This window comes from Moritella sp. F3 (assembly GCF_015082335.1).
Taxonomy (GTDB): Bacteria; Pseudomonadota; Gammaproteobacteria; order Enterobacterales; family Moritellaceae; genus Moritella.
The window spans coordinates 51,166-75,672 of sequence record NZ_BLRL01000001.1 but is presented as its reverse complement, the minus strand read 5'-3'; the positions used below and the strand labels follow the sequence as shown (position 1 = coordinate 75,672).

Annotated in this window: 32 protein-coding genes; 3 read left to right on the top strand and 29 right to left on the bottom strand. The window is 40.7% G+C overall.

Annotated features, from left to right (window positions below; all coding sequences use genetic code 11):
* Nucleotides 1–89 precede the first annotated feature (89 nt).
* A complete protein-coding gene (gene fabA / locus JFU56_RS00355) occupies nucleotides 90–608 on the top strand; it encodes a bifunctional 3-hydroxydecanoyl-ACP dehydratase/trans-2-decenoyl-ACP isomerase (protein ID WP_198435823.1) in 519 nt (172 codons plus the stop codon).
* A 190-nt stretch (nucleotides 609–798) separates the two neighbouring features.
* Here fabA and JFU56_RS00350 read toward each other — a convergent pair whose 3' ends face one another.
* The 15 genes from JFU56_RS00350 to JFU56_RS00280 all read right to left on the bottom strand — a co-directional run bounded on the left by JFU56_RS00350 (nucleotide 799) and on the right by JFU56_RS00280 (nucleotide 12,375).
* Entirely contained in the window at nucleotides 799–1,485 is a 687-nt protein-coding gene (locus JFU56_RS00350; protein ID WP_198435313.1) for a hypothetical protein, read from the bottom strand.
* A gap of 118 nt (nucleotides 1,486–1,603) precedes the next feature.
* Nucleotides 1,604–2,584 carry a DUF2971 domain-containing protein gene (locus JFU56_RS00345; protein WP_198435312.1) on the bottom strand — a complete coding sequence of 327 codons (981 nt, stop codon included), beginning with the start codon at nucleotides 2,582–2,584 and terminating at the stop codon, nucleotides 1,604–1,606.
* Nucleotides 2,585–2,719: 135 nt separating this feature from the next.
* Nucleotides 2,720–3,649: a DUF2971 domain-containing protein gene (locus tag JFU56_RS00340; RefSeq protein ID WP_198435311.1), complete on the bottom strand. Its 930-nt coding sequence runs from the start codon at nucleotides 3,647–3,649 to the stop codon at nucleotides 2,720–2,722.
* Nucleotides 3,650–4,051: 402 nt separating this feature from the next.
* Nucleotides 4,052–5,938, bottom strand: coding sequence for a hypothetical protein (locus tag JFU56_RS00335; RefSeq protein WP_198435310.1), 1,887 nt, complete (start codon nucleotides 5,936–5,938; stop codon nucleotides 4,052–4,054).
* 35 nt (nucleotides 5,939–5,973) lie between these two features.
* Nucleotides 5,974–6,078 carry a GpE family phage tail protein gene (locus JFU56_RS00330; protein WP_198435309.1) on the bottom strand — a complete coding sequence of 35 codons (105 nt, stop codon included), beginning with the start codon at nucleotides 6,076–6,078 and terminating at the stop codon, nucleotides 5,974–5,976.
* 35 nt (nucleotides 6,079–6,113) lie between these two features.
* Complete coding sequence (locus JFU56_RS00325) at nucleotides 6,114–6,404, bottom strand: phage tail assembly protein (RefSeq protein ID WP_198435308.1); 291 nt, start codon at nucleotides 6,402–6,404, stop codon at nucleotides 6,114–6,116.
* The gene (gene gpM / locus JFU56_RS00320) at nucleotides 6,397–7,101 is read right to left on the bottom strand and encodes a phage terminase small subunit (protein ID WP_198435307.1); all 705 of its coding nucleotides are present in this window, start codon (nucleotides 7,099–7,101) and stop codon (nucleotides 6,397–6,399) included. The genes JFU56_RS00325 and gpM overlap by 8 nt, the downstream gene beginning before the upstream one ends.
* 17 nt (nucleotides 7,102–7,118) lie before the next feature.
* A complete protein-coding gene (locus JFU56_RS00315; protein ID WP_198435306.1) occupies nucleotides 7,119–7,484 on the bottom strand; it encodes a phage tail tube protein in 366 nt (121 codons plus the stop codon).
* A gap of 28 nt (nucleotides 7,485–7,512) precedes the next feature.
* Nucleotides 7,513–8,646 carry a phage tail sheath subtilisin-like domain-containing protein gene (locus JFU56_RS00310; protein WP_198435305.1) on the bottom strand — a complete coding sequence of 378 codons (1,134 nt, stop codon included), beginning with the start codon at nucleotides 8,644–8,646 and terminating at the stop codon, nucleotides 7,513–7,515.
* Nucleotides 8,643–8,816 carry a DUF2635 domain-containing protein gene (locus JFU56_RS00305; RefSeq protein ID WP_198435304.1) on the bottom strand — a complete coding sequence of 58 codons (174 nt, stop codon included), beginning with the start codon at nucleotides 8,814–8,816 and terminating at the stop codon, nucleotides 8,643–8,645. Before JFU56_RS00305 ends, JFU56_RS00310 begins: the two co-directional genes overlap by 4 nt.
* Entirely contained in the window at nucleotides 8,817–9,356 is a 540-nt protein-coding gene (locus tag JFU56_RS00300; RefSeq protein ID WP_198435303.1) for a phage virion morphogenesis protein, read from the bottom strand.
* A complete protein-coding gene (locus JFU56_RS00295) occupies nucleotides 9,347–9,820 on the bottom strand; it encodes a phage tail protein (RefSeq protein ID WP_198435302.1) in 474 nt (157 codons plus the stop codon). Before JFU56_RS00295 ends, JFU56_RS00300 begins: the two co-directional genes overlap by 10 nt.
* Before the next feature lie 10 nt (nucleotides 9,821–9,830).
* Nucleotides 9,831–10,280 carry a head completion/stabilization protein gene (locus JFU56_RS00290; RefSeq protein WP_198435301.1) on the bottom strand — a complete coding sequence of 150 codons (450 nt, stop codon included), beginning with the start codon at nucleotides 10,278–10,280 and terminating at the stop codon, nucleotides 9,831–9,833.
* A gap of 116 nt (nucleotides 10,281–10,396) precedes the next feature.
* Nucleotides 10,397–11,464, bottom strand: a complete 1,068-nt coding sequence (locus JFU56_RS00285) for a phage major capsid protein, P2 family (RefSeq protein ID WP_198435300.1) — start codon at nucleotides 11,462–11,464, stop codon at nucleotides 10,397–10,399.
* A 59-nt stretch (nucleotides 11,465–11,523) separates the two neighbouring features.
* Nucleotides 11,524–12,375: a GPO family capsid scaffolding protein gene (locus JFU56_RS00280; RefSeq protein ID WP_198435299.1), complete on the bottom strand. Its 852-nt coding sequence runs from the start codon at nucleotides 12,373–12,375 to the stop codon at nucleotides 11,524–11,526.
* A gap of 134 nt (nucleotides 12,376–12,509) precedes the next feature.
* On the opposite strand from JFU56_RS00280, the gene JFU56_RS00275 reads away from it, so the two are divergent.
* Together JFU56_RS00275 and JFU56_RS00270 are read left to right on the top strand one after the other, a co-directional pair.
* Nucleotides 12,510–14,276: a terminase large subunit domain-containing protein gene (locus JFU56_RS00275; protein WP_198435298.1), complete on the top strand. Its 1,767-nt coding sequence runs from the start codon at nucleotides 12,510–12,512 to the stop codon at nucleotides 14,274–14,276.
* Nucleotides 14,277–14,287: 11 nt separating this feature from the next.
* Nucleotides 14,288–15,259 carry a phage portal protein gene (locus tag JFU56_RS00270; protein ID WP_198435297.1) on the top strand — a complete coding sequence of 324 codons (972 nt, stop codon included), beginning with the start codon at nucleotides 14,288–14,290 and terminating at the stop codon, nucleotides 15,257–15,259.
* A gap of 23 nt (nucleotides 15,260–15,282) precedes the next feature.
* Here JFU56_RS00270 and JFU56_RS00265 read toward each other — a convergent pair whose 3' ends face one another.
* The 14 genes from JFU56_RS00265 to JFU56_RS00200 all read right to left on the bottom strand — a co-directional run bounded on the left by JFU56_RS00265 (nucleotide 15,283) and on the right by JFU56_RS00200 (nucleotide 24,378).
* The gene (locus JFU56_RS00265) at nucleotides 15,283–15,627 is read right to left on the bottom strand and encodes a hypothetical protein (RefSeq protein WP_198435296.1); all 345 of its coding nucleotides are present in this window, start codon (nucleotides 15,625–15,627) and stop codon (nucleotides 15,283–15,285) included.
* 14 nt (nucleotides 15,628–15,641) lie between these two features.
* Complete coding sequence (locus tag JFU56_RS00260) at nucleotides 15,642–16,028, bottom strand: M15 family peptidase (RefSeq protein WP_198435295.1); 387 nt, start codon at nucleotides 16,026–16,028, stop codon at nucleotides 15,642–15,644.
* Nucleotide 16,029: 1 nt separating this feature from the next.
* Nucleotides 16,030–16,263 (bottom strand): hypothetical protein, encoded by a 234-nt coding sequence (locus tag JFU56_RS00255; protein WP_198435294.1) that lies wholly within the window; start codon nucleotides 16,261–16,263, stop codon nucleotides 16,030–16,032.
* Nucleotides 16,264–16,403: 140 nt separating this feature from the next.
* Entirely contained in the window at nucleotides 16,404–17,342 is a 939-nt protein-coding gene (locus tag JFU56_RS00250) for a phage tail protein (protein WP_198435293.1), read from the bottom strand.
* Nucleotides 17,339–17,659: a hypothetical protein gene (locus JFU56_RS00245; protein WP_198435292.1), complete on the bottom strand. Its 321-nt coding sequence runs from the start codon at nucleotides 17,657–17,659 to the stop codon at nucleotides 17,339–17,341. The genes JFU56_RS00250 and JFU56_RS00245 overlap by 4 nt, the downstream gene beginning before the upstream one ends.
* A complete protein-coding gene (locus JFU56_RS00240; RefSeq protein ID WP_198435291.1) occupies nucleotides 17,659–18,693 on the bottom strand; it encodes a hypothetical protein in 1,035 nt (344 codons plus the stop codon). Before JFU56_RS00240 ends, JFU56_RS00245 begins: the two co-directional genes overlap by 1 nt.
* 9 nt (nucleotides 18,694–18,702) lie before the next feature.
* On the bottom strand, nucleotides 18,703–19,575 hold the full coding sequence (locus tag JFU56_RS00235; protein ID WP_198435290.1) for a phage tail protein: 873 nt from the start codon (nucleotides 19,573–19,575) through the stop codon (nucleotides 18,703–18,705).
* The gene (locus tag JFU56_RS00230) at nucleotides 19,568–20,125 is read right to left on the bottom strand and encodes a hypothetical protein (protein WP_198435289.1); all 558 of its coding nucleotides are present in this window, start codon (nucleotides 20,123–20,125) and stop codon (nucleotides 19,568–19,570) included. Before JFU56_RS00230 ends, JFU56_RS00235 begins: the two co-directional genes overlap by 8 nt.
* Entirely contained in the window at nucleotides 20,107–21,159 is a 1,053-nt protein-coding gene (locus JFU56_RS00225) for a baseplate J/gp47 family protein (protein WP_198435288.1), read from the bottom strand. The genes JFU56_RS00230 and JFU56_RS00225 overlap by 19 nt, the downstream gene beginning before the upstream one ends.
* The gene (locus JFU56_RS00220; protein ID WP_198435287.1) at nucleotides 21,156–21,542 is read right to left on the bottom strand and encodes a phage GP46 family protein; all 387 of its coding nucleotides are present in this window, start codon (nucleotides 21,540–21,542) and stop codon (nucleotides 21,156–21,158) included. The genes JFU56_RS00225 and JFU56_RS00220 overlap by 4 nt, the downstream gene beginning before the upstream one ends.
* The gene (locus tag JFU56_RS00215) at nucleotides 21,539–21,736 is read right to left on the bottom strand and encodes a hypothetical protein (RefSeq protein ID WP_198435286.1); all 198 of its coding nucleotides are present in this window, start codon (nucleotides 21,734–21,736) and stop codon (nucleotides 21,539–21,541) included. Before JFU56_RS00215 ends, JFU56_RS00220 begins: the two co-directional genes overlap by 4 nt.
* Nucleotides 21,736–22,248: a phage baseplate assembly protein gene (locus JFU56_RS00210; protein WP_198435822.1), complete on the bottom strand. Its 513-nt coding sequence runs from the start codon at nucleotides 22,246–22,248 to the stop codon at nucleotides 21,736–21,738. Before JFU56_RS00210 ends, JFU56_RS00215 begins: the two co-directional genes overlap by 1 nt.
* The gene (locus JFU56_RS00205) at nucleotides 22,241–23,185 is read right to left on the bottom strand and encodes a hypothetical protein (protein WP_198435285.1); all 945 of its coding nucleotides are present in this window, start codon (nucleotides 23,183–23,185) and stop codon (nucleotides 22,241–22,243) included. The genes JFU56_RS00210 and JFU56_RS00205 overlap by 8 nt, the downstream gene beginning before the upstream one ends.
* On the bottom strand, nucleotides 23,182–24,378 hold the full coding sequence (locus JFU56_RS00200) for a DNA circularization N-terminal domain-containing protein (protein WP_198435284.1): 1,197 nt from the start codon (nucleotides 24,376–24,378) through the stop codon (nucleotides 23,182–23,184). The genes JFU56_RS00205 and JFU56_RS00200 overlap by 4 nt, the downstream gene beginning before the upstream one ends.
* Nucleotides 24,379–24,507: the final 129 nt, after the last annotated feature.

Genomic DNA, 24,507 nt, shown 5'->3' with positions numbered 1-24,507 from the left:
CTTGTTAGGCGTACAGATGTACGCTAAGATAACGCCCATATAACAAGGATATAATTATGATTAACGAATTAGAGGTTGAAGTGGTACCTATGTCAGCAACAGAACGCAATAGCTTCAATAAAGAAGACTTAGTTAAATGTGGTAACGGTGAATTGTTCGATTCAGATATTCGTCTTCCAAAAGATAATATGTTGATGATGGATCGCATTCTAAATATTGATGCGACAAGCGGTGAGTTCGGTAAAGGCGAAATCGTTGCAGAGCTAGACATCACTCCTGATTTGTGGTTTTTCGACTGTCACTTCGACAGTGATCCTGTTATGCCAGGCTGCTTAGGCCTAGACGCTATGTGGCAATTAGTTGGCTTCTTCCTAGGTTGGAATGGCGCTAAAGGTAAAGGACGTGCTCTGGGTGTGGGTGAAGTTAAATTCACAGGCCAAGTATTGCCTACGAATAAGAAAGTAACTTATAAGATTGTAATGAAGCGCGTTGTACTACGTCGCCTAGTAATGGGTATCGCAGATGCTGAGATGCTTGTAGATGGCAAAGTGATTTACACAGCTAAAGATCTTAAAGTTGGTTTATTCCAAGATACTTCAGTATTTTAAAGTTTATTTAAATTGTATAAATAATTAAAAAAGCCCCTTTTTTGGGGCTTTTTTGTGCCTGCAAGTGATTGAAATAGAATGAATTTAATTTATTTTCGTCCACATACTGACCACAGCTAACGAAATTATTCTTTTGCAAAAACGATGGCAGCCGTTTACGCTCCCATTGTTGAACTGCTTGTTAGGCTAATTATGCATTCATAAACTTAACAAGCTCTTTATCAAGCGCTTCAAAAAAACTTACCAAAAGGTTGATATAGCTAGTTATAAATCCAGACCTAATAACAACTTTATTATTCGGCAGCCCAGAAAGGTTTTTATTTTTAGAAACATATTTGTTTAGTATGTTCGCACTAGAGCTAGGTAAATAGCCAGCCTCATGGACTAATTGATTCCTTAAGCGATTAATCTGTTGTAGATCTTCCCAGCAACCCTCAACACTTTTTAAGTCAAGACTTCCAAATTTTAAAATATAGTCTTTGGCACAAGCAATTGTCGACCCCTGTCTTTTTTTCTTATACTCGAATTGAAAGTGCTTATATTTTTTAGCATTAGGGACTGCAGATTCGATAATCTGGGCTATTTGATTAAGATAATCTTCAAAATAACTACTAATTGAAATTACAATTGAAGCTCGATGAATTTTAGGAAAGAGTATCTGATTCTCATGTAAATCTTCTCCATAACTAGAGATATAATCATGATGACGTTCTTCTGGAACATCACTTAATAGCTCGCTGATATGTTCTTGCAGCTCTTTGTCTTTTTGCTTCCAGTTTGTTTCTGTCAGATCATGAAAACGCTCAATTTCCCAAAAAGATCTTTTTACATCATCACAAATGGTCATCAGACCTGACTCAAAGAAATCAATTCCCACTTAAATACTCCAAATTTTATTGATTCGCCTAACGCCGCCTAAGCGGACAAAAATTGTTGGCTAAACTTGTTGAGGTACGAAACAAAGCCAACTGTTTTTGTTCCGTTTAAAGGCCTTGTTATAATTTTTCTATCTCTAGTTCAAATGTGTCAACTGATGGTTTTGTTATAAATAGCTCTGGATTCCAGGTTAATTTTTTCTTTATATTTTCAACCACTTGCTTATCTACATTACAGCCAAAAACTATTGCCGGTATCATATCTTTTGATAATTTGAAAAAATAGAATGCATTCCTTTTCCTTGAAAGGTGGTAAACGTCATGTTTAATTTCTTTTTGGTCATATATTTCATCAGGAACATCCAAGATATCTGGTGAATAACCAAAGTTGGTAGGATAATTAATTTCAATACGTAGATTTTCTACCGTATGTTCAATGTTGTTTTTTTTACATATTTCTACAATATCATCAGATACATCACAAACAATTCTATCTGCATCATAAAGATAAACTACACTTCGCCTCTCTTTTTCATAGATCCAATCATTTGCTTTCGTATAAATTAATTGCTGATTAAACTTTTTATGAGGGTAGTCACCACGGTCTTTAGCTGCTACTTCTTCGATGAAATCGAACTGTGGCCTGTTTTTTCTATATGCAATAACCTGCGGCGTTTCATTCACAAGACCAGAATAGTCTTCGCGGTACTTATTTCTGATTCCAGCAAAATCTTCAATTGCCCCATCAAAAAATGATCCATTCGACCGAAACTGAACAGCAATCCCACGATGCTCATCTGCATAATGAGACCACATAAGTGTATTCACTGGATCTTCAGTCAAAGAAATAATTCCAATTTCAGATAGGTCTTGCTGAGAAATACCAAGAAACTCATCCATCATGTACTCAAAGTTTTCCTTATCAAGCTCTTCTTCGATGCCATGAAAAGTATTACTAGCCATTCTTGCTTTGATTATTTGTTGCAAAGTAACTTTTACTTCGAAAGGATCATTCAGGCTTTCGACCTGTGTTGCTCTAATGAAAGGCTCTACAAAAAAGTCCTCTCTTAACTTGGTATATTTATATAAGAAATGTTGCATGAATACCTTTGAAATTATAACGCCCAATTAAGGTGTGAAGTACGCTACCACGACACTCAATTTGAACACCTTAATCACTAAACTTGACCCAAACCAAAAAATGCCAAGCGTGCTGAATCACTCTTAAATTGTTTGTTATGTTCGTTCTATTTCACTGAACTCTAAAGTATAAAAGTCATGATTTAAAGATGCTTTCCATTGCTCTATGTTGCGATAGTTATAGAGCTCCTCTTGATAACCATCGATCGTACTTTGACTAACATTTAGCCCATAGATTATGGAATTAACATGACCTACTTTAAATAGATACAAACTACTAGGATCAAAGCTAAGCTCAACTAAATTGTTAGCATATGCTTCTCGTACTATTTCATCTGATATTTTATCCAGATAAACGGTGAACCTACCATTTTCATCTTCGCTACCTATACCAAGTAGCTTGCTTAACACATGTTTATTTTTTAAACGATGTACATCAGTCACAACAATTTTGTCAGCTTGATCTAACCGAAGAGTAACTCGGTGCTCTTTTTCGTAAATCCATTCGTCGCTTTTCTGTTGGAAAATTTCGAATAGGATTCTGTCCTGACCTTCCGCTGAAATGTTTGAATAATCAAAGTCAAAACGATCAACACGGTATCTAGGTTGTTTTCGATACATGACAGGAAGGCACTCACCATGGAACATTTCAAAACCGTCAAACAAGCTAGTTGAGTTGAATCTAGGCTCATGTAAATGAGTAAACATGTTGCCGTTAAAAGCAGATTTTGCCCAGAAGCCGATAACCGCACCTTTATGTTCATTAGCGTAATGCGACCACATTAACAAATTATCTTTAGCTTCAGTTAAGCTAATCACGCCAATTTTATTTTTGTTTTCCTCAATATAGGAAATTAACTCGCTCGGTGAATCACATATTTCAAAATGAGGACAGAGGTCAGACAAAGCTTCTTTGCAATAGGTAGCCTCAAAGGGATCATTTAACGCAGATAACTGAGAAGCTCTGATATAGCCTTCTTTCAGAAAATACTCAGGATTCGACATATATTTATATAAAAGTTTCACTACAACTCCAATGTTAAATGACCTTCGAGAACATAACATTTGTATAGCAGGACGTCTCAATTCCCCAAATCAATTAACCCTAGTCAATAACGACTAATGCAATGAAAAAGAAGATAAAACATAAATCTGACATTTAAATCTGTTCTGGGAAAGTGTGCAGTCCTGTTATTTATTATTAAAGTCTTGTTAATTATTTACAACACTTCATATACAACTGATTTTATTATACTTTTATTTTATATGAAAGGAAAACAAGACTTTTACCTGACAAAGTGAGACTTAATGCTAGAAACAAATAATATCTTATAACATCATAATTTATTATTTCAAAAGGCGGCACAGGATGGTTGTATTGGATACATATGGATAGGGCTATACCTTATTGAGCGTCTACATTGCCACTCAATAACTCATCATCATATCCCCGACATTCAAATTTAAATTAGTCCCCTTCTCACTGGTTGCTTTGTCTATGCTGATTGGCTTTTCTGATTTAATCGTCACTGCAACCTCTGCTTGGCTTTTTAATGTTTGGTTTGTTAACGGCGTTGCTTTTGACATAGGGATAATATTCCCTGACAAGCCTTGTTTTCGTTGCTCATTGGATTTACTTGTTGTGGTCTGATTAATGGTTTCATCTGTGGTGATACCTAACTTGGCATTTTTGTCTTTAATCGTATTTAGTTTTTCATTGAGCTTATCGACTTCCCCCCCTGCCGCTTCTGCAGAGGCTTTCCAACCATCGGGGATTAAAGCATCCGGCAACATGTTTATCAATGCCTTGATACCGTCCCATACCCAACCGATAGCCTCACCCACCGCTTTTAAAATCACGTCAAAGCCAACAAATTTATCAATAAGGTAAACGATTGCAATAATGGCCGCTCCAATGGCCGCAACCATAAGACCGATTGGGTTTGCCATAACGGCTGCGTTAATCGCAATCATCGCTATTTTGAAGATAGCGAGCACAGCAATCATGCCTTTGAAATTCTGAGATATAAATAAAATGATGTTGCCTAAAAACTTAAATCCATCGTAAAGCGCGTTAACTGCGGCTTTGATTTTTTCAATTAAATCCGTGCGCCATTTTACATCCTTAAATTTATTGGAAAATACTGTAAATACTTCAGTGAGCCTCATCATCACCGGTGCTAATACGGCAAACTTCACTGAACTAATGCTTTCCTGCACTTTTTGCATGGCATCATTGTACGCTTCGGCTTTGGCGGCATCTTCCGATGTTACTCCTCCACCCGTTTCATTGAATTCTTTACGCGCAAGGGTTAAGCCCTTTGTGCCGTCACGTAGCATGATCAACATTTTCCGTCCATCTTGTCCAAACGCGGCATCAGCAAAAGCCATCTGTTCCTGGTTAGTCTTTAACTTTGAAAATGACTCAAGCACACTGTCATAAGCTTGCTGTGTATCCTTCGCGCCCTTTAGCTCTCTATATAATGGATTTTTACCCTTCTGTAAAAACGAACCCATTGCGCCCTTGCCCGTAGTTTGCAGTACACCCAACCGCTTGGTAAACCGCACCATAGCTGCGCTCATCGTGTCCGAGCTCACCCCCGCATGCTCCGCTTGAGACTGCATCGCTTGCAGTTCTTCAACCGGCATATTTAAGTTATTCGCCGCTTTAGACAGTTTGTCCATTTCAGCTGCCGCGCTATTCATCTGACTAAATAATCCGCCCAGGCTTAACCCGCCTAATATAGCCGCCCCTTCACCCAATGCCGCCGATTTAAGGTTAGGCATTTTAATTGACTGACTCAGTCTTTGAACCGGCGCCATCGCAGTGCGTAATCGTTTATATTTATTACTGACAGCTTCAACCTGTTTGGCATTATCGCGCTGGCTCTGTGACAGGCGATCAAACTCACTGTCAAGATGACGAACATTAACGCCTGCTTTCTTCATCTGCTTGCTTGTTTGGTGAAGACTGTTTTCGTATTTATCATTGTTAGCAGACAGTTTGGCTACTTTTTCAGTTTGCTTAGCAAGGCGATTCGTCAGTGCGGCGCTTGGCTCTTTTGTAGCCGCCATTTGCGCTTTTAGCTTGGCAAGTTTTTCTGTTGCCTCTTCACCTTCCAATGCATTTTTATCTAATTCTTTTTGGATTTTCTGGTAAGAGGCAATCATGGTTAATGCACTGGAATCATCTGATTGTGCACTTTGTATTTTTTTTATTTTCTTGGCGTAATAATCAGAATCACTTGCCATGCCTTGCAGTGGTTTACTGGTTTTATCTACTATGCCCATCACCACGGATAGATTCATCTTCATCGGTTTAGCTCTCTTTTAGGTATAAAAAAAGCGCACTAGGCGCTTTCTGGTTCATGACGAATTCGCGCTTCTTCTCTAAAGAGCAATAAATCATCAAGACTGAGTATGTCTATTTCACTTGGGGGCCAATGAAACACCATAGCAATATCGGCGTAGTAGGTTTCTACGCGCTCTATTAGTGTTCCGTATTCACGAAAAAACCCGCTATTTCCGTCATCAATGGCGCAAAGTTTTCCGGTTCCATATTCAAAATGTCACGTTCATTTAATTTCGATATACGGGGGAGTAATACCATCGCAGCATCAAAGTGCATTTCAACAACACTGATTAAATTTAATCCACGTAAATTACCCGCGTTAGGTTTACGCAGTTCAATTTCGTTAACTTCTTCACCGCCCACAGTCATTGGTGACGCGAGCGCGACCATTTTCGAATTTGTTGACGTTAACTCTAATGCTTTACTCATGGCCTAATGCTTCCTTTAATTCTTTCACTTTGGTTTTACGACCGCCTTTTTGCGGGTCTATTTTCATGACAACGTTATACAAGGTTAATGCGTCTTCAGCGTTACCCGCTTGTAATAATAAATCGCCCGCTAAACGGAACATTTTAACTTTTAACGGTGGATTAGTGGCAATACTACCCGCTAACAAATCATTGATTGCACCGCTTAAATACGCGGTATTAAATTCGATATTCGCTTTATGTGCTTCATGCGAATATTTAAAAACAATATCGCAATACGCCGTTTGTCCATTCGACTTCCAATTAGCCGGTGTATCTAAACCTTTTAGCACCGCCGCTTTAAAAGCGTCGTGCATTAACGGCAACAGGCCACAATCAATCTGCCATTGATAGAACCACCACACGACATCCAACCCATCTAAATTTTCATGGGTTGCAAGCAACTTGGTGACTAATGGTTTGTATTTTTTAATGAGTTCTTTTTTAAACGGTATTTTTTCTTGCGAGCCAGCCAAGGTTCTTGAATACTCTAAATCCCTTTTTAAGGTGTTTTGCACTTCAGACCAGGGCTTATCTTCAAGTGTTACGCGTTGCTTACCGCTACTTTTAATTGATAATATGTCGCTTTGAATTGGCTTATCTTCATTTTCTTGTTTTTTTCTTGCTCGCGCTTTTCGCTTTATTAATATCGATAACATGACAACCCCCTTCGATACTATTGTGGTATGAGTTCAGTACCAAAGAACATCACGTCTAACTGACCATCTTTAACGGTTAGTTCAAGTGCTTCACCAACCCAAGCATCCATCAAGGTGTAGCTTTTACCACTGTTGGTATTGAGCGTAATATTTTCACTAGTGAAATTTTTGATAGCGGTTTCATCGGTGGTGGTAGCATGAACAATCGTGGCCTTAATACTGGGCGCACCTTCAAATACTTCACTGTATCCAAGCACCCCCGCATCACCCAGAACGGGATCACGTTTCATATTACCAAAGTTAACGGTGGCACCTTCTTTCGTCGGTAATCGACCTAAAGAACCGGCATCTAAAAAACCACGGCTGGTTATTTTCGTACTCATTATTTACTCCCAAAACCCAATGATTGAGTTACTTTCTAAATTGAATTTTACCCGCTGTGATGATCAGGCCGTTGATAAACTGCGGACTATCGAGGTAGTTAATACGGGCTTTATTTGTGTCATCTAACTCAACGATTAATGATTTTTTGTAACCCTCAAAGTCTTGAACAATACCTTTGTATTCCAACGATCTGTACAACGTAAGTAGTTCACCCTTAATCATGCTTGGCGTTGCAATCGCTTGACCAGGTGCAAAGTTAGTACCGTCTTTCGCTAATTTATGTCGACCATATTTACTTTGAATAAGTGAACGCTGTTTTTCACGAAAATACATTGCGGTTGCAGGTGTCATCACATCTAAATAGCTGTTATCAGCAACACCAGCGGCGTTTTCGGTATAGGCGGTTACTGGTCGCTCAACTTGTACTTCACCAGTCGCAGTGACCGTATATGTTCCCATCCCTTCATGTAACAGTAAATTACGTTCAGCCCAGTCAAACTCACTGCTTGCGATTGAGTACACACCCTTCATTTTCAGCGTTTGTAGTGGTCGACAAGGATCGTTAGCAAGTGACGGCGCTATTTGTCCCGCCCAGGCTGCAACGACTTCGGCGTCACTCAATGGTTTATTGCCCGAATCACCCACATCGTTGATAGAGATAAAACTAATTAATGGGCAATTAGACTTTTCGCCATAAGTCACTAATTCCGCATGCGTGCCTTTTTTGGGTAAGTACGCGATACCAGGGATCATTTGCAGCGCTTCATAACGAGCATCTAAAAACTCACCTAAATCACGCACCGTGGTATCGTCATTTAATGAGCAAATGATATGGTGATATTGCTTATCCCCCAGTGCAGCAAGGGCATTCATCGTATCGCTTGCATCAACACTCACCGCATAAATAGGCAGGGTTTCATTTTGCTTGGTGAAATACTTCAACATCGATGTGATATCTGACTCACCAAACTGCTTACGCGCAGAATCTTCATTCATGCAAAGTACGACCGTGTTCGGCCCAACAGGTGCATTAGCCACCGCATTACCAATCACTAATACAATTTGCTGTGCTTCTGCGCTGTTTGCCAGGCTGTTATCAATTTCAATATAAACGCCTGGAACTCTCGCATTGTTCGGGACTGCGGCAAAACTAATGCTCATGATTTAGTTTCCTTTTTTGATTCAGTAACCAGTAGTACATCAGCATCGTTGATTCGACGTAACCAATAGGTATTACGGGGCTTAAGTTCGCCCGCGGCTTTTAATGGTTCACGGGTATTCGGATCACGTACGAGTAACCCTTTCTTTGGTTTAACTTTAATCTCACGCATTTAATTCTCCACGCCTGGTAAAAATTGTTCAGCAACCATTGCAAGTAGATCGCGCTCAAGTGCTGGTGTCCAACCGATAAATGTCCGCTTTGGCATTCGGTAATTATTTTTTACTTTTGTCCCGCCTTCCCATCTGCTTGTCCTGGTATTGTAATAACCGTTAACCCGCGTCGTGAATGACACATTTTGTCCTTCGTTATGTAGCCTTGCCATTTTCCCCACAAGACCAGCTAGCCCAACTTCAAAGCTCTTTTCATCAACACGCGTCTTCAATGCTCGCCCAAAACCTGCCAGCATGTTTTTGTTGTTTTGCGTATTCTTAGCGGTTTCCCATGAGCCCGTTTTATAAACCGTGCTTATCTTGCGCCTTGTTCGTTTTTGATATGGGTTATCGTCAATATCACGCTGCGCGCGTATTTGAGCCCGAAATGTTTGCCGTGTACGGTTTGCCAAGCGTCGGTTTAAATCAAACTTCTCAGGACCGGTTAGTATCAAATCATTAATGGCATGCGTTAAATGTTCAGGACTATTTAACTGCATAACGGAAGATCACCTTCAGGTCCTTTAATAAACTCAAGCGTTGGTAACTCGTCTTCGGTTACGGCTTGATGAAAATCACTGATACATTCATAACGCGTCTCATTTTGCTGCCAATTGCCCAAGACATTTTCATTCAATGAATAGCTCTCTCGAATATCAATTTTCAATTTGATGTCACACTTGCCTTTATCCAGCAGCTCTGTCGCGAATGATGGGGTTGGTAAGCCTTTCTCATCTCGGTTCATATCGTATTTATTGAACCAGGTAACAAGGTGCATCATCAATATATGCGGCTGAACATCGACGCCTGTCATATTAATGTTCACCGTGTACGCGATATCAAAACCATCAACAAAACTGCCCTGGGTGCAAATCAATTCACCGTCTTCAGCCCACACATCAAGGCTTTTTGCATCCGTGACATGTTGAGTAAAGAGCGCAGTTAAACTTTGTAATGCTTCCATAAGCTATCCCTTAAACTATCTCAAACCGATAGGTTGCTTTGGCGTTAAGTAACAAGTCGATTGCTTGACGATACTGCACTAAACAATGGTCAGCTTTGGCCTGTATAGCTTCTTGTCGATCTGTCGCTTCAACCGTGGCATTCATACTCAACTGATTCTCAACTAAGTTATTTGCAGTTAACGCAAAAACAGCCTGTTTATATAAAACGTCACCCGTTTCAGTTTCGTCAAAACGCTCGAGTGATAGTCCAGCAAGGCCGTTAAATGGTTTTACCGTGTCGAGTAACTCTTGATTAACCGTAATTCGAGCAACCCTGGCGTGGTGCAAAATACCAGCCTCTGTTTCATTACTTAAAAAATGAAACACACGCTGAAACTCTGCAATGCTCAACTCTGGATATAGCGTTGTTGCGGGCAGTATCGAGCCATATATATCGTCTTTATTTCCGACAAATTGCATAAAAGCCTCTTAGGTGCAGGCTTAACGCTTGGCTAATAGCAACACGTAATCGGTGTTGATAAAGCAGCGAAAGCCTGCATGGGGGGTGTTATTTTACAGGGCGTTATTTTCGGGTATTAAACCCATTGGCCATCAATCCATAACTTCACGTTATCAAACTCAAGCGCGGCGGCTTTGGGTAACTGCTCGACCACATAAGCCATGTTCATGGATTCAAAATTTTCAAGCTGATCAAGTCGGTCATTCTTGATTGCAGCAGTACGACGAATCGAATCTTTTTGAATATAAATCGACAGGTTCTTGAAACTAGTAACAAGAATGCCGGTTGGTGGGAATGATGGTGGACACGCAGACGGTAAACCTCCATAAGTGCCGATCACTTGTTTATCTTCAATCTTTGATTTTTCACTGGGCGTATTACCATGTGCGGCATAGAATTTGGCTTTATCAAAAGCCAGTAAATCAGAGCCGATTAACGCCACTAAATCAGAATCGTTGGCACACTCATCACCGAGTAACGCTTTTACATTCATCACGGCTAAATCGAGGTTAATGAAATCACCTAAACCAGCGCCCGAACCATCGCCCACTGGTTCACCTTCGCCGATGCGAATTTCACTCGCTGTTTTACCTTCGGTGAGCATGGCATCAGAATTATGTTCACGAATAGCCTGCAACCAACCTTTACACACATCTTCACCATTTGGGTTTGCGCTCGCATCTGTATCAGGCGCGCTACGTTCACCATGAAAACCGATAGTCACTTTGTTTAAATCAATTTGCTCACGGGTTTGTGATGCAATGATTTTATTGAAGTTATTTAAGTGCGCGAATGCATCTAATTGATCGTAACGAATATGTGAATCAAAGTTTACTTGTTCACACAGATACGGCATCGGCGTCATGCTATACACAGCTTTCGGTTTACGCTCTGAGCCCGCTTTAGTATTAGTACGGCTCGCAATCATGCCCGAGACACCTAAACCAAGCGCTTCACCCTTTTGGTTGCTTACGGGCATAATATTAATTTTGCTCAGGAACCAATTGTTCTCACGAATAACGGCGATTATTTTTTGTGTTGCCGCTGGTGTAACACTGAATTTTTCAGTCACATCAGCGACATTGTTTTGCTTTGCAACGGCTTTTTTATAACCTTCAACCGCTATTTTTGTTATTTCTTGCATAGTTAAAATCCAATAATAAATACATTAAAAAGAGAATGAGAAACCAAATACACCATGATTTACAAGTAACCCGATTCATCTTGTTTACCCGCTGGGTCGCGTGGGTTTTCATCCGTTATTTTGTTGAGCTTTTCAACCAAGTCATCAACCTTCGCTGACAGTTTTGAGACTTCACTCTCTTCCGGTTTTTCTGGTACGGCAGGTGCAATTGGAACGGTTTCTGGCACTGTTTCAGGCACTGGTATGACAGGTTTAGTCGTCGAGGCTAACAGTGTCACCGCCGCAGTTAACGCAGTGATATTTTCGGTTTGTGTTGCGAGTAATTCTTTTGTCTCTTTATCCATGGGTTCATTCTCTTCTTGTTCGAGTTGCGTGATTGGCTCAGGGCTTATGCTGAATATTTTTTTAATTCTTGCGAGTAGCTTTAAATCTTCTTTTTCATCGGGTACTTCAGGTGCAATAATTTTATTTTCACCAACGGTTGCCCCACTGCTTAAGCTTTCTTTGTTTTCATCTTTATGTTTGTTTTTATCTTTGGCTGATAAATGAATCTCAGTGGTCCCCAATGATGCAGGTTCATCTGTTAATGCAAGGCCTGTCAGGTAGCTTTTACCCGTCTTGGCAAAATCGTGTGTAATTTCACATGACGTATGCAGCAGTTGCCCCTGTTCAATCATGTTTAAGAACAATGCATTTGGTTTTAATATCGCAAATAGTTGGTTTTCACGTTTTTCAACGGACAGTACAGAACCGAACTTAGCGCCCCATGACCAATGGTCTTCATTAATGCGGGCGTTATATGTTTTCGGATCATATTGCTCTGCAATATCATCAATAACTTGTTGCTCGATTAAACGACCGTCGACCGTAGGGCCAGCGGTCAAAATACAAAGGGGTTCAGATTGAAACATGCCGTTAATCTCCTGTAATGCGTCATTTTAATTTACCGAAATATGCCCTCTTTTAATATCGAACCTATTTCTATATAGGGAATGTAGAAACTTGATTTACTGAGGTATTTCCGTTGTTATTGCACACTGTAACGATGAAGATAAATTTAATTGCAACGCCACCAGAAAAACCAATTTATACCCAGATGCAAACGCATGCATTGGGGTATTACTTACGCCAATATAAAACAGCCGAGATTGCCGATGCACTAGTGATTGCGCCAAGAACAATCCAACAATGGATATCTAAATTTGGTTGGAAGCAAATGCGCGATGATGCGCCCGTTGAATTAATGCTTCGTCAGCGTATTGCGTACCTGCTTTGGGTTGACAGAAAGCACGAATCGCAAATCAAAGAACTCGAAATACTGCTTGAGCAGAAACACAAACGCGACACCGCTGAGCGCCGTAAGAAAAAAACCAGTCATAACGACAGTCATTCAGAACAGCGACGTGGCAGGCCAAGCAATAAAACTAAAAATGATATCTCAGGTATCACGCCTGATATATTGGCGAATTTCAGAGAAAAGACGTTCTTTGAGTATCAAAAAAATATTCACGATCATAAGTGTAATAACGACATTAACGAGATGCGTTTTTACCTTAAGTCTCGTCAAATTGGTTTAACATTTTATTTTGCATTTGAAGCGTTTGAAGATGCGATATTAACCGGCGATAACCAGGTGTTTTTATCTGCATCGCGTAAGCAAAGTGAGATATTTAAAAACTACATTCGTAAATTTGCACTTGAACTTGGCGATGTGGAATTAAAAGGGAAAGATGATTTACAACTCAGTAATGGCGCAAGTTTAACGTTCTTATCAACGAACGCTCGCACAGGTCAAGGTTTTAACGGCCATTTATATATTGATGAAGCATTTTGGATCCCAAAGTTCAAAGAGCTAGACGACCTTATTGGTGGTCTGACAATTCAATCCAAGTACCGCACAACGTATTTATCGACGCCATCGAGTACCGCCCATGAAGCATATTCAAAATGGTCCGGCAGAAAAGATTTAAAAATTGAAATAAGCCATAAAGCACTTAAAGCTGGTGCGCTAGGCGTTGATGGTATTTTCCGTCAGATGATAACCGTGGATGATGCGATAGCCGGTGGCGCTAACTTTTTCAACATGGATAAACTACGCCGTAAATATCCGGATAAAACAGTATTTGATAACTTACTGCGCTGCGTATTTTTAGACGATGCATCCTCATTCTTTAGCATTAAGGCATTGCTTGCCTGTAAAGCAGATACATCATTATGGAGTGATGTTGATTTTGATGCGCTTCACCCTGTTGGTAGGCGTGAGGTATTAGTGGGTTATGACCCGCGCGGCGGCGGGCAAGGTGAAGGCTCTGACGATGCGGGGTTAGTTGTTGCCTTAAAACCTGCTATCAAAGGGGGCTCGTTTCGCATAATTGAGCGCCTTCGTTTAAAAGGCTCAAGCTATGAAGACCAGGCTAACGCTATTCAAGGTATTTGTGAAAAGTACACGGTGGTTTATTTGGCTATTGATATCGGCGGCGTGGGCTCTGCGGTCGCGGAACTGGTCAGAAAATTCTATCCAGGACTGACCATGCTGGATTACTCACCCGAGATAAAACGCATGATGGCGTATAAAGCCCGTGAAATCATCAATGCAGGACGTTTGCAATTTGATGATGAATGGGATGATTTAGTGCATTCCTTCTTGATGATACGGCAACACACGACAGTGAAGAGTAATCAGATCACCTTTATTTCTGCACGTAACAAAATAGGCTCGCATGCTGATTTAGCCTGGGCTGCAATGCACGTTTTACACTGGGAGCCAATCGACATTTTACGCGATGACTCAACCACTATTTCATTCTTATAAGAGAGACTATTTTGATAACTTTTGATACACCACAAAGCGTAATGGCCAGTGATATTCTCAGCTATATGGAAGTCGCTTTAGTTGATGGCTTATATGAGCCGCCGATCCCTTTAGATACATTAGCTAAAGCAAACCGCGCCAATTCGATGCATGGCTCTGCCTTATATGTAAAACGTAACATGGCCGCGAGTTCTGTCACGCTATCATCATTATTGAGTAAACCTGATTTTAAGCGTTTTTTGTATGACTTTTTGACGTTTGGTAATAGCTATTTATCCGTCATTAGAAATGCTCTGGGGGATGTTGTTTGCATCAAACATTTACCCGCGCTGTATATGCGCGCGCAAGCAACCATTGGTCTTTACACTTACAAACCAAATGAGTTCAATGATGATGGCAGAATAGATTACAAGGCGAGACAAGTATTTCATTTGTCTGAATATGATATTTGCCAAGAAATATACGGTATGCCGCAACACATTGCCGCATTAAGCTCAGTCTGGCTTAATGAAGATGCAACACTGTTTCGCCGTAAGTATTACCTCAATGGTGCGCATGCCGGTTATTTGCTTTATATGAACGACCCGAACATAACAGATGCGCAAGAAGAGGCTATTCAGAATAAGTTAAAGCAACAAGCAGGCTTAGGCGCGTTTAAAAACTTATTCATTAACGGTAAAGGTAAGGATGGTAAAGCACCCGAACTCACGCCAATTGGTCAGGTTGAAGCGAAAGATGCATTCAAAGACATCAAGAGTATGACAACCAATGATGTACTTGCCAGTCACCGCATTCCGTTAGATTTAATGAGCATTGCACGTGAAGGGTTTAGTACCAGTAATGATTTGAATAAAGTAGACCGTATCTTTTACAAAAATGAATTAGTGCCACTGCTTGAATCGGTCTGTGAGTTGAATGATTTTGTGGGCATAGAGGTTGTGACGATCAATGATTATGTGAGCTTAGAGCCGGTGGCTGTATAAGCTCATCAATCCCCTTTCGTGAATTATTTACGACTGGGTATTACGCCTCCGGTAAGGTATAAGCCAACAGCCGCAAGCACTGGATAACCAAAAGCATCATTAATCATGATGCTTATATCGCCCCAGTTCATGCCAAGTAATTGGCCTACAATCACCACAACGTGCAAACTCACGTAGGGCACACAAAACACCATCACAATAAAACGTTGGATCAATTTAAATGGCTCATACGCTTTGAGCAATGTTACTTTTTGCTGTGCTTTTTCTTCATCGGTAAACACAATGGCGTCACCGGCATTGGCAATCATATCTAAGCCCGATTGAATAGCGGAGTCAGTACCGAAAATCTTACTAAATATTCCCATCATAACGCCTCTTAAGCTTAAATAAGTTCAAAGTGGACCAAGTCATCAAAGTTATTATCGTTGAGTTCATTATCTTTATCCCAATCACCGCCCCAGCGAATAGCAACGCCCATTGAAGCACCAACGCCAATCACAATGCCTGCAAAGTAACTAAGGCGCTCTCGGTCATCCCAATCGATCGGATATGGTGCAACATCAACGGCTTTACTCGGTAATGAGTTATGCATACTGTCAGGAAACTTAACTTGGGTTTTATCATCTGGTAGTGCGTTTTGTTCTTCTTCGCTACGATGACCACAAAGAATTGAGCAATCGAAAACCTGAAGTACTTTGGTAAATACACGCCGTAAATCAGGGTGGCAAGTCGCTAATCGTGTCGCGCTATTTTTACTAAATTTATTCATCTTATCCTACCTTGAAAGCAATTATTGCAGCGCTAATTAATGCGCCGATAATCAGCCTTGCACCCCACGTTCTATCAGATTCAAGTTTATCAATGCGCTTTGAATCAGCCATTTGATTAGTGCTTGTCGTGGTTTGCATGACTAACATTTTATTTAGTGTGATGTTCTGCTCACGCGTCAAGTCGACAAGATTACTCATCGTTGCATCGATACGCGCAATGTCTTCTCCTGGCATGGCATTCTCTATCTGCTCATTTGATTTTTAGTGTATCGCGCGAAGATAGATGTTGATATTTATGCAGTTTCTATAATGTAGATGTAGAAAACCCAGCGTAAATGCTGGGTTTCGTTAATATTAAATAGGAGTTAATATCATCACGCAGTACGCAAAAAGACATACACTGTTAAGTGCTTACCACGCACATCTAGCGTCGCGTTTTCAACACCCGCACTAGATACACTCACGTGGCCAGTTGGTGTTCCGCCAGACTCTCCAGATGTAGTGCCCCCTCTAGATCCCGATGGCGATCCAGATGTTGGGTCTGAGTTTCCTGAATTTGGTGATACCAGTGCAGTTCTATTATCTTGTGAATGTGAGTGTTCAGGAAGCCTATCACCACTAAATTGAGCTGTGTGGCTATGTTGCAATAGCGGCACTGATGGCGTATTTGTACCGAGCACCTGATTAACGTCGGACGCTGTTCGTGTTGTTAATAGCGTCATATCTGCACCTTGCATCTCCCACAGCCCCGGATAGCCATAAGTAGCAGGGTTAGCTTCATTAACCGTAATGTGTACGTGCCCGACAGGAAATAATCGTTCAACAACGAATAATGTGTTTTCTTTCACTTCATTTATTGCCACATTTAATTCATCATGTGTGGGATGCGTGATAGATGTATCCGTAACGACAATGACATTTACTGTATTATCTAAGACCGTAAAAATATCAATTGGATATGATGCAACAACAGAACTATCTAATGACATTTCAATAAGCGGCGTCGCTGAAATAATAATAAGCTCATCATCTTCATCATAAATACCAACGTTAGCTATCCATTGTCCTTTGTACTCGTCTTGATTCGTAATCGTTGCACCACCACCTATAAACCCCGTGTCAGGGTGGCGCTCAAGTGGGATTTTAGCCCATTGATTGGGAACGGCAATCGCAGACTCATCCGGCGCCGTGTATTGATTTGTACCACCAAATCCCATGTGCGTTAAATTGACCGTTTCATTATTTTGGTACTTCGATTGTATTTTTTCAAGACCGCGAGTTGTCACGATTGTGTAATGCTTTACTTCACTCATGTTACAACCCCATTTTCACGATTAACTAATGCCATAAAACTTGCTGAATTTTGCTTATCAAAAATTTCGCGTAATGACACATTGCCAGTATTGAAATAAATAGCAGCAATACGCACAGACGGTAATAATTGCATGTGTAATAGATCAACGTTTACTGCGCTGATATGCGCACCACTTTCTCTAGTCAACATATCAACATTTACTGCGTTGATGTGCGCACCACTTTCTCGAGTCAACACATCAACGTTTACTTCGGTGATGTGCGCACCACTTTCTCGACTCAACATATCGATGTTAGTCGCTGTAATATGTGTCATTACGTCTTAATCCTTAACAACGCACCTGAATTGATTTTATCGGCTGTTGTTTTTGAATTTGTTGATACTTCTGCAGGAAATGAGTAGCTCGATAAACCCCGAGTAAATGCAACAGCATTCTCTCTCAATATATCTTTGCCGTTGCTGTCTTCAAGAGACAGCACTGTGACGCCTGTCGTTTCCGATTTACCTCGGGTTGCCATTTTAAGCGCGTAAACATTGGATATATTGCTATCATTTACACTAAGCACCGCATCAGCCGGTAGCGTGCTACTAATGTATGTATCATCACTATTATCTGATAACGCTAGCGCTACATCAGTATTATTTTCAGTGACAGCAAACGTATTACTGACTGTAGATAATGCCAATGTGGATATTTTACCCGACGCTAGAATAGGCAAATACTGGTTTTTAAGATTCGAGTCATCGGTAAACATGTAAAGATGATCAATATCAATCTGCATATCCCCTGATGCAGCCGCAAAATATACGACGGTATCATATATACTTGAACTCGATTCAATACGGCCCATGTCCAACACATTTAAACCGTTTACAAAAATCGCAGAAGAGATCGCGTATACATCTGCGTATTTGCAAAAGTAAAATCTAATTTCAACATATGTGTATTCATTTTCTGTTAATTTTATAAGCTGCTTGTTACTGCCTTTATAAGCCACACATAGATATCCATCTTTGATGTAAATAACGGCAACATGTGCGGAAGGTTGCGCCTCATGATCCGTACTCAATGTAGGTTCTGTTGCATGGCAGACTTGTATCAATACATTATTACTCGTTTCATTTGTGTATTTAAACGCGGCACCAATTTCAACGGCTCGTTTTGACGATTGCGTCGGTAAACGACATTGGATATACGACCCGTTCGTTGTTCTCAACGCCTGACCTTCATTATTTCGCCCCGCAACGACTGAAATTGACGGTGTATTGATGAGTTCAAGCTCTAGTATTTGTGACGGGATAGATAAAGACGGGTTAACTTCTTCAAATCCGGTGAATATTAATGGCATATGATGTCCTTACATGTCGATTGCGTAAACGTCAGTTCTGAAACGCAGCGTATTAACGATTAAATCTTTGTTTGGTGGCAATCCAAGCATTGAATCCCATTGAACTGCATCGGAAAAATCTCGGCCACTTCGTTTAAATGTTAAGTTAACATCGAGCTTATTATCCGATTGCTCAATGATTGTGATTGTTTGTTCAAAACCAACATCGTTATAATATGTTTGAATTGACAGCACGTAGTTAATACCATCGCGCGGGGTAAATAGTGGATAATCTGTCTCGTCGCATATTCCCTGCATTAAACCTGCAGGAATCATCGCCATGATACTGACCGGTAAAGTGGCATAAATGTCATTTTCAAAATCGGCTAGTTGCGCTGCATAATGTGAAAAGTCTTGAGTTAGCATGAGTCCTAATAATTCATTCCTTAGTGCATTTAACTCATCCTGAGATACAAACTTTTTAGTTGTATCTATAGTGATAGATACCGTATCACTCGACAAAATAGGAATGTTTATAATCATCTTACGAGAAGTTAATAAATCAATAATCGTCGGCGAATAAGAGCACCAGACGATTAAATCACCTTCCAAATCAACTAATCCAACTTCTCTTATCCATTGCCCATTATATTTACCAGCCATATCAGACGACATAAAAATTCCGCCTGAAAGGACGTTAGGCGTAGTTTCGGTTATCGATTCCCGACCGACTTCATTCGTTAGCGATAACCCTGCTTTATTCGGACTCACTGCTTGACCGTTGCCGTCACCGAACACAAAATGGGTGATGCTTAATTTTGTTCCTGCTGCTATATGTGAATTGATTTTCTGTTCACCTATGTCAGTAAGCACACCGCGCTGACTTGAGTTTGTATTATTCATTGATTGTTATCTCGTATGTTTCAAATGTCGTGACATAAGGAGCCGTATTAGCAAAACTATTAACGACATTTTGCGACGCTTTAGGGCCTATGCGCATATGATAAATATGCTTTTGATAGCCACCTACTCGCACCACCAAATCATCAACACTTTCAAGTGCATTTAAAACCCAATGAAATTGCGTGTGTGGCAAGCGAACGGCGTCAAACCCCGCCATCATTTTTTTATAAGGCTGGCTCGGGTCTAAATATATTGAAATAATATTGGGCGTCGATGAACTGTCATTCACTTTTCCAACAATCGCATAGTCAGCCATTAATGTTTGATAATCAGCTAAACGCCACCCGAACAAATTACTGTCATTTTCAGTGAGTAATGCAAGCTGAATTTCATCGTGGGTCATTTTAAAATCGGCGCCCATACCTGCAATGAGTGCGGACAATTCCATATTGTCTGCATCTTGCCAATAATGACCTTGAGGTAATAATTGACGCAACGCCAACGTAAAATCAGCGGCGCTGTATTCAATGATTAGTTCTGAGGTGTCCACGTGAGACCTCCCATTGTATGAACCTCACTGTTTGAGATAAATTGTTCTTCAACAGGCTGTTTTACTATGTAATTACTGGTGATAGGCGCAATAGCGATGACAATTTCAGTCGGAGAAAGTGATATGGGTTTTGGCGGTATCGTGGATTCATCACGTTCACCCATTTTGCGTTTAAATAGTGCCTCTAACGCAATAACAATGTCCGCGCGAATATACTCATCTTGTACATTTTGGATCTCAATATCCACCGGCTTTTGCACGGGTAACGTAACGGTTGCATGACAACCGGCTAAACGCACAGTCTCAATGTACGCTTGCACCGTGTCGACCACACTTTGGGACAAGATGGGATCATTCTGCCGAGTGCCTATAAATATTTCCACCATGCCAAGCTTGGGTGTGTTATCTAATGCCCATGCAAAATCAACATCGGCATGCGCCGACAACGCCCAACTAACATAATCTTCTCGCTTGCCGACCTCTTCACTCTGATTGAACGCCGTGCATACACGTTGACGCCAGTGTTCTAATTCTTCAATATCAGTACCACCATCAAATCCAAGGCAAAGCACGTTATCAGGATTAATACCGCTAATACCTTTTGATAAAGTCAGTACAACACCATTGGGTAAATTACCTGGTACGCCTGCAACTAATGCGATAACAGCAATATCTTCATCGCTAAATTGTGTATTGAGGGTTTCATATTTACGGTTCGTGATATCAACGAACAATGTGCCCTGGATGACTTCAACGGCTTCACCCAATTGCTCTAACTGCACAAAACCTTTTGCAAAGTCAGGCAGTTGGCGTTCAGTTTTATGACGTTTAGCGTGAAGGTATAACCACGGTTCTGATGCTGTTTCAGGATGCAATTCTCTAAATAACTGGTCCTGGTAACCATACTGACCATAACTGACACCCGCTATCGCACACGCAATGGCATCAATAGCAGGGTTGTGCTGCCCTGTTTTGGCAATGAGTGTTGATGTGGCTCTATCAACTAATGTTTTTAAACTGCGTTGTGTGCTCACGGGGTTATCTCCAGTTTTACGCCATTATTTAAGGTTAATATCACTTTACGACTTAGCATTGTCGGGGAGGATTTGAAAACATCAATAGTGACGGCTTGAACGTGTTTTTCATTCACTAACCAGGCAAGCGCATCTTCATAAAATAGTGTTGCTCGTTTCATTGTTTGCTCTGTTAATTTCTCACGCTTCAATGTCCAATCACGCGAACCAACACCATTGATAAATTCATCACTCCAGCAACCACCACGCTCAGTATTTTCCATCCGGGCACGGTCATTTCCGGTCGATAAAGCATGATTCAACACACTTTGAAGAACGGCATGAATTAAACCGTCGTTGGTGGTCAATGGCAGCGTTAATGCGGTTAAATTAAAATGACTCATGAGACTTTATACTCTCCCGCGGAGCTGCCAGTTTTAATACTGACGGCGGCATTAGCGGTAATTTCATCAACAACTGCATTCGCAATAGCTTCAGCTAGGTTACCCGCTTTGGCAAATGGCCCATCGGTGACCATGCCTTGCGCATTCATTTCAGTTATAATTTTTGCTTTTAGCGATGTTTTACTTAATGCCATTATTTCTTTCCTATAAGAACTACGGCTGAACCATCAACATGCGGCTGACCCATAAAAGGACAAATGCTTTCACAAGTAATAGCGCCTGTTCCGTCATTTAATTTTATCTGTTTACCATTTGCGATAATGTTTCCATCAGTGTTAACGGTGACGTCTTTTTTAGCTGTGATGTCCACTTTCCCAAGTGAGGTAATGGAAATACCATTTTTGGTAAAATGAACCAAATTGCCTTTATCATCCATCATGGCAACTTCGCCTTCTTCCAGCTCCATTTCATAACGTTCATCTTCGACACAAAAAGAAAAGCCGCGACTCATTACACCACCCAGAAAAAGCAGGTAGGCACGGGAACCAACTTTAGGCCGACTCATAAAGCCATAATTATGTAGGCGCTTAATGCGATCGTTTGTTTTGCCTGTTGATGTCTTAATTTGAAGTACCTTGGTCTTGGCTCCAGTAACACTGCCAATAGCGGCCATGTTTTTAATACGACTCATCAAGCGGTTAAACATTTGTTTTTTCCTTAAATGGTCTGAATAAATCAACTTTCGTGGTCGCGCTACTTTCGGTAACAGATAGTGAAATACCTTTCACTAACAACATTTCATTGAAATTTTGCTTATTGTCTATTACTCGAATCATCCGATTAATAGCGCTTCCTGTTAACTCTATAAATAAATCGGCAATAGATGTTGAAGCCGTTAGACCTTTAGCAATAGCAAGATCACGTTCATATTCGGCGCGAGATTGACAGGCAGATGCATCTTGTAATTGATCTGAAATGAACACTATTTTTCTTTGGGTATTAGCCGGTGCATAAGTAACGATAGCTTTTGCATCATCCCACTGGCCTTGCACCTCTATATGGTAAAACTGCTGAGCGAAATTTCTATCAATTGATAACGCTTCAACATTATTCCCGACTTCTAATACCACACCATTGATCACTGCATGAGCAGGGTTTTCAATCGTTAACACACCATTGCGTTCAATAAGCACAAGCCCTTGCTCTTTAACTAATTGTGCAAAGTTATCAATCGGTGATTCACCATTAATTTGAAACTCTGCAATTGGCTTTAATAATGCGGGATCAACAAGACTCTCGACTCCAAGACCAAAGTCTTTGGCAATAGTCCGCAATAAAGTATCTAATTTTTGTCCGTATTCAGCATCCATCGTGATACGTGAATCAATCATATTGGCGCTTTTAGAACGCCCACTAATACTCATAGAATGCTCATGGCTTGCCGTTGAGCTTGATGCAGTATCAATATTGCCAGTGAAGATATGTTTCCCATCAAGATAAAACTCAATCGGTAACGGCGCTTCAATCGTCATCGGTGGAATGCTACAGCTAAATTCATGCGCTAACTGCTCAATTGAAAACGTCAAATCAGCATTGAAAAATGCTATTGGTTTTTTGTTTATAAGTAGGGTTAACGTTTTCATTCGCTCACCCTCAGCCCAATAGTTCCGGCCAAAAATAAGGGGTGCTTCGACGGGTTAAGGGCCATGACCAAAGTTGATTCACTATTTAATTCATGAGCCAAAGCAAGCGCAGGTATAAAGCGTCCACGTTCAATAAAACGTTGTGGCTCAACGCCGAGTTTAACTTTGCTATATTGCGTATCAACACCTTCTTTCAAGGTGATTAATGAATTAAACAACTCTGTGCTTTCAAGGGTTGATTGGTCTGTCACTTCATCAATACGTGCGTTTACTTCTGTAACAATAAGTTGTAAATCACTCAGGATGATTGATGGCTGACCTTTTACGTTGATCACACTAAAGGTTTCATCTTGCTCTAATGTGGCAATATCTTTACTCATTTTCACAGCGGCTGTGACCATTTGCACATTGTAATGAGCACTTGGTGTTTCTATATTCACTGCAGCCAGCATTGTTGCTTGCGCTGTTCTTGAATTATCAACGGCTTCATTTTCTGAGTCAGGTTCAGAGCGAACGGCATTAGCCACGCTGTCTATGGTTTTACTTAATTGCTCTGCAAATTGTCCTGGAGCATTGGCAATACTTGAAATGGCCACGAACGCGCTATTAAGTTCTTGGTTCAATGCTGAGAGCATTTGGCTTGGTACATTCAGTTCATTCGCAATACCCATTAATTCATTGATCGCATGAGTAAAGCTTTGCTGCAGACTATTCATGTCTGCAATATCCATTTCTTCTACGTCTTGCACAAACGTTTTAGTTGAAACACCCTCAACGATTGTTGCTTGTTGCTGCGCGCTAACCTTGGTTGATACAGATGAAATTAATTTAGGCGTCTTACCATCACGTATAAATTTAAGTGATAACGTGACCAGGCCACGCTTGGTCGTTATTGTTTGTGAATAGCTTTCAAACACCAGTGGTATCTCACCCAGCCAAGGATGTTCCAATTCCCCTTTCGGTATTTCATTTAAACTTGCTAATAATTTGTTAGCGTCAATCAGTGAACTTGAACCTACAAACACAACTTCAAGATCAAACTTACTCGCGGAGCTGCCCATCACTTTAATACTGGGTAAATCAGCATAAGGAATTTCACTCACATGCAGACGTTTACCACCATCTAACGATGTGCTGAGTATGTTTAACTCTAAGCCGTTCCATCGTCCTTGTTCGTATTGTCTTTCCCACATGAATAAAACTCCCTCAACCAAAAACACATATTCGCGAGGTTATGCAAAACGCTGAATATTTATCTCATAGACAGGAATTTTGAGCCCGCTCGGACTCACCCTCCCCTCCACACCAAAATTCAGCACTAC

Coding starts and splice junctions, on each gene's coding strand:
- fabA (WP_198435823.1), top strand. CDS start 90: ATGTCAGCAACAGAACGCAATAGCTTCAATAAAGAAGACTTAGTTAAA.
- JFU56_RS00345 (WP_198435312.1), bottom strand. CDS start 2,584: ATGCAACATTTCTTATATAAATATACCAAGTTAAGAGAGGACTTTTTT.
- JFU56_RS00335 (WP_198435310.1), bottom strand. CDS start 5,938: ATGAAGATGAATCTATCCGTGGTGATGGGCATAGTAGATAAAACCAGT.
- JFU56_RS00330 (WP_198435309.1), bottom strand. CDS start 6,078: ATGGTGTTTCATTGGCCCCCAAGTGAAATAGACATACTCAGTCTTGAT.
- JFU56_RS00325 (WP_198435308.1), bottom strand. CDS start 6,404: ATGAGTAAAGCATTAGAGTTAACGTCAACAAATTCGAAAATGGTCGCG.
- gpM (WP_198435307.1), bottom strand. CDS start 7,101: ATGTTATCGATATTAATAAAGCGAAAAGCGCGAGCAAGAAAAAAACAA.
- JFU56_RS00315 (WP_198435306.1), bottom strand. CDS start 7,484: ATGAGTACGAAAATAACCAGCCGTGGTTTTTTAGATGCCGGTTCTTTA.
- JFU56_RS00310 (WP_198435305.1), bottom strand. CDS start 8,646: ATGAGCATTAGTTTTGCCGCAGTCCCGAACAATGCGAGAGTTCCAGGC.
- JFU56_RS00305 (WP_198435304.1), bottom strand. CDS start 8,816: ATGCGTGAGATTAAAGTTAAACCAAAGAAAGGGTTACTCGTACGTGAT.
- JFU56_RS00300 (WP_198435303.1), bottom strand. CDS start 9,356: ATGCAGTTAAATAGTCCTGAACATTTAACGCATGCCATTAATGATTTG.
- JFU56_RS00295 (WP_198435302.1), bottom strand. CDS start 9,820: ATGGAAGCATTACAAAGTTTAACTGCGCTCTTTACTCAACATGTCACG.
- JFU56_RS00290 (WP_198435301.1), bottom strand. CDS start 10,280: ATGCAATTTGTCGGAAATAAAGACGATATATATGGCTCGATACTGCCC.
- JFU56_RS00285 (WP_198435300.1), bottom strand. CDS start 11,464: ATGCAAGAAATAACAAAAATAGCGGTTGAAGGTTATAAAAAAGCCGTT.
- JFU56_RS00280 (WP_198435299.1), bottom strand. CDS start 12,375: ATGTTTCAATCTGAACCCCTTTGTATTTTGACCGCTGGCCCTACGGTC.
- JFU56_RS00275 (WP_198435298.1), top strand. CDS start 12,510: ATGAAGATAAATTTAATTGCAACGCCACCAGAAAAACCAATTTATACC.
- JFU56_RS00265 (WP_198435296.1), bottom strand. CDS start 15,627: ATGATGGGAATATTTAGTAAGATTTTCGGTACTGACTCCGCTATTCAA.
- JFU56_RS00260 (WP_198435295.1), bottom strand. CDS start 16,028: ATGAATAAATTTAGTAAAAATAGCGCGACACGATTAGCGACTTGCCAC.
- JFU56_RS00255 (WP_198435294.1), bottom strand. CDS start 16,263: ATGCCAGGAGAAGACATTGCGCGTATCGATGCAACGATGAGTAATCTT.
- JFU56_RS00250 (WP_198435293.1), bottom strand. CDS start 17,342: ATGAGTGAAGTAAAGCATTACACAATCGTGACAACTCGCGGTCTTGAA.
- JFU56_RS00245 (WP_198435292.1), bottom strand. CDS start 17,659: ATGACACATATTACAGCGACTAACATCGATATGTTGAGTCGAGAAAGT.
- JFU56_RS00240 (WP_198435291.1), bottom strand. CDS start 18,693: ATGCCATTAATATTCACCGGATTTGAAGAAGTTAACCCGTCTTTATCT.
- JFU56_RS00235 (WP_198435290.1), bottom strand. CDS start 19,575: ATGAATAATACAAACTCAAGTCAGCGCGGTGTGCTTACTGACATAGGT.
- JFU56_RS00220 (WP_198435287.1), bottom strand. CDS start 21,542: ATGAGTCATTTTAATTTAACCGCATTAACGCTGCCATTGACCACCAAC.
- JFU56_RS00215 (WP_198435286.1), bottom strand. CDS start 21,736: ATGGCATTAAGTAAAACATCGCTAAAAGCAAAAATTATAACTGAAATG.
- JFU56_RS00210 (WP_198435822.1), bottom strand. CDS start 22,248: ATGTTTAACCGCTTGATGAGTCGTATTAAAAACATGGCCGCTATTGGC.
- JFU56_RS00205 (WP_198435285.1), bottom strand. CDS start 23,185: ATGAAAACGTTAACCCTACTTATAAACAAAAAACCAATAGCATTTTTC.
- JFU56_RS00200 (WP_198435284.1), bottom strand. CDS start 24,378: ATGTGGGAAAGACAATACGAACAAGGACGATGGAACGGCTTAGAGTTA.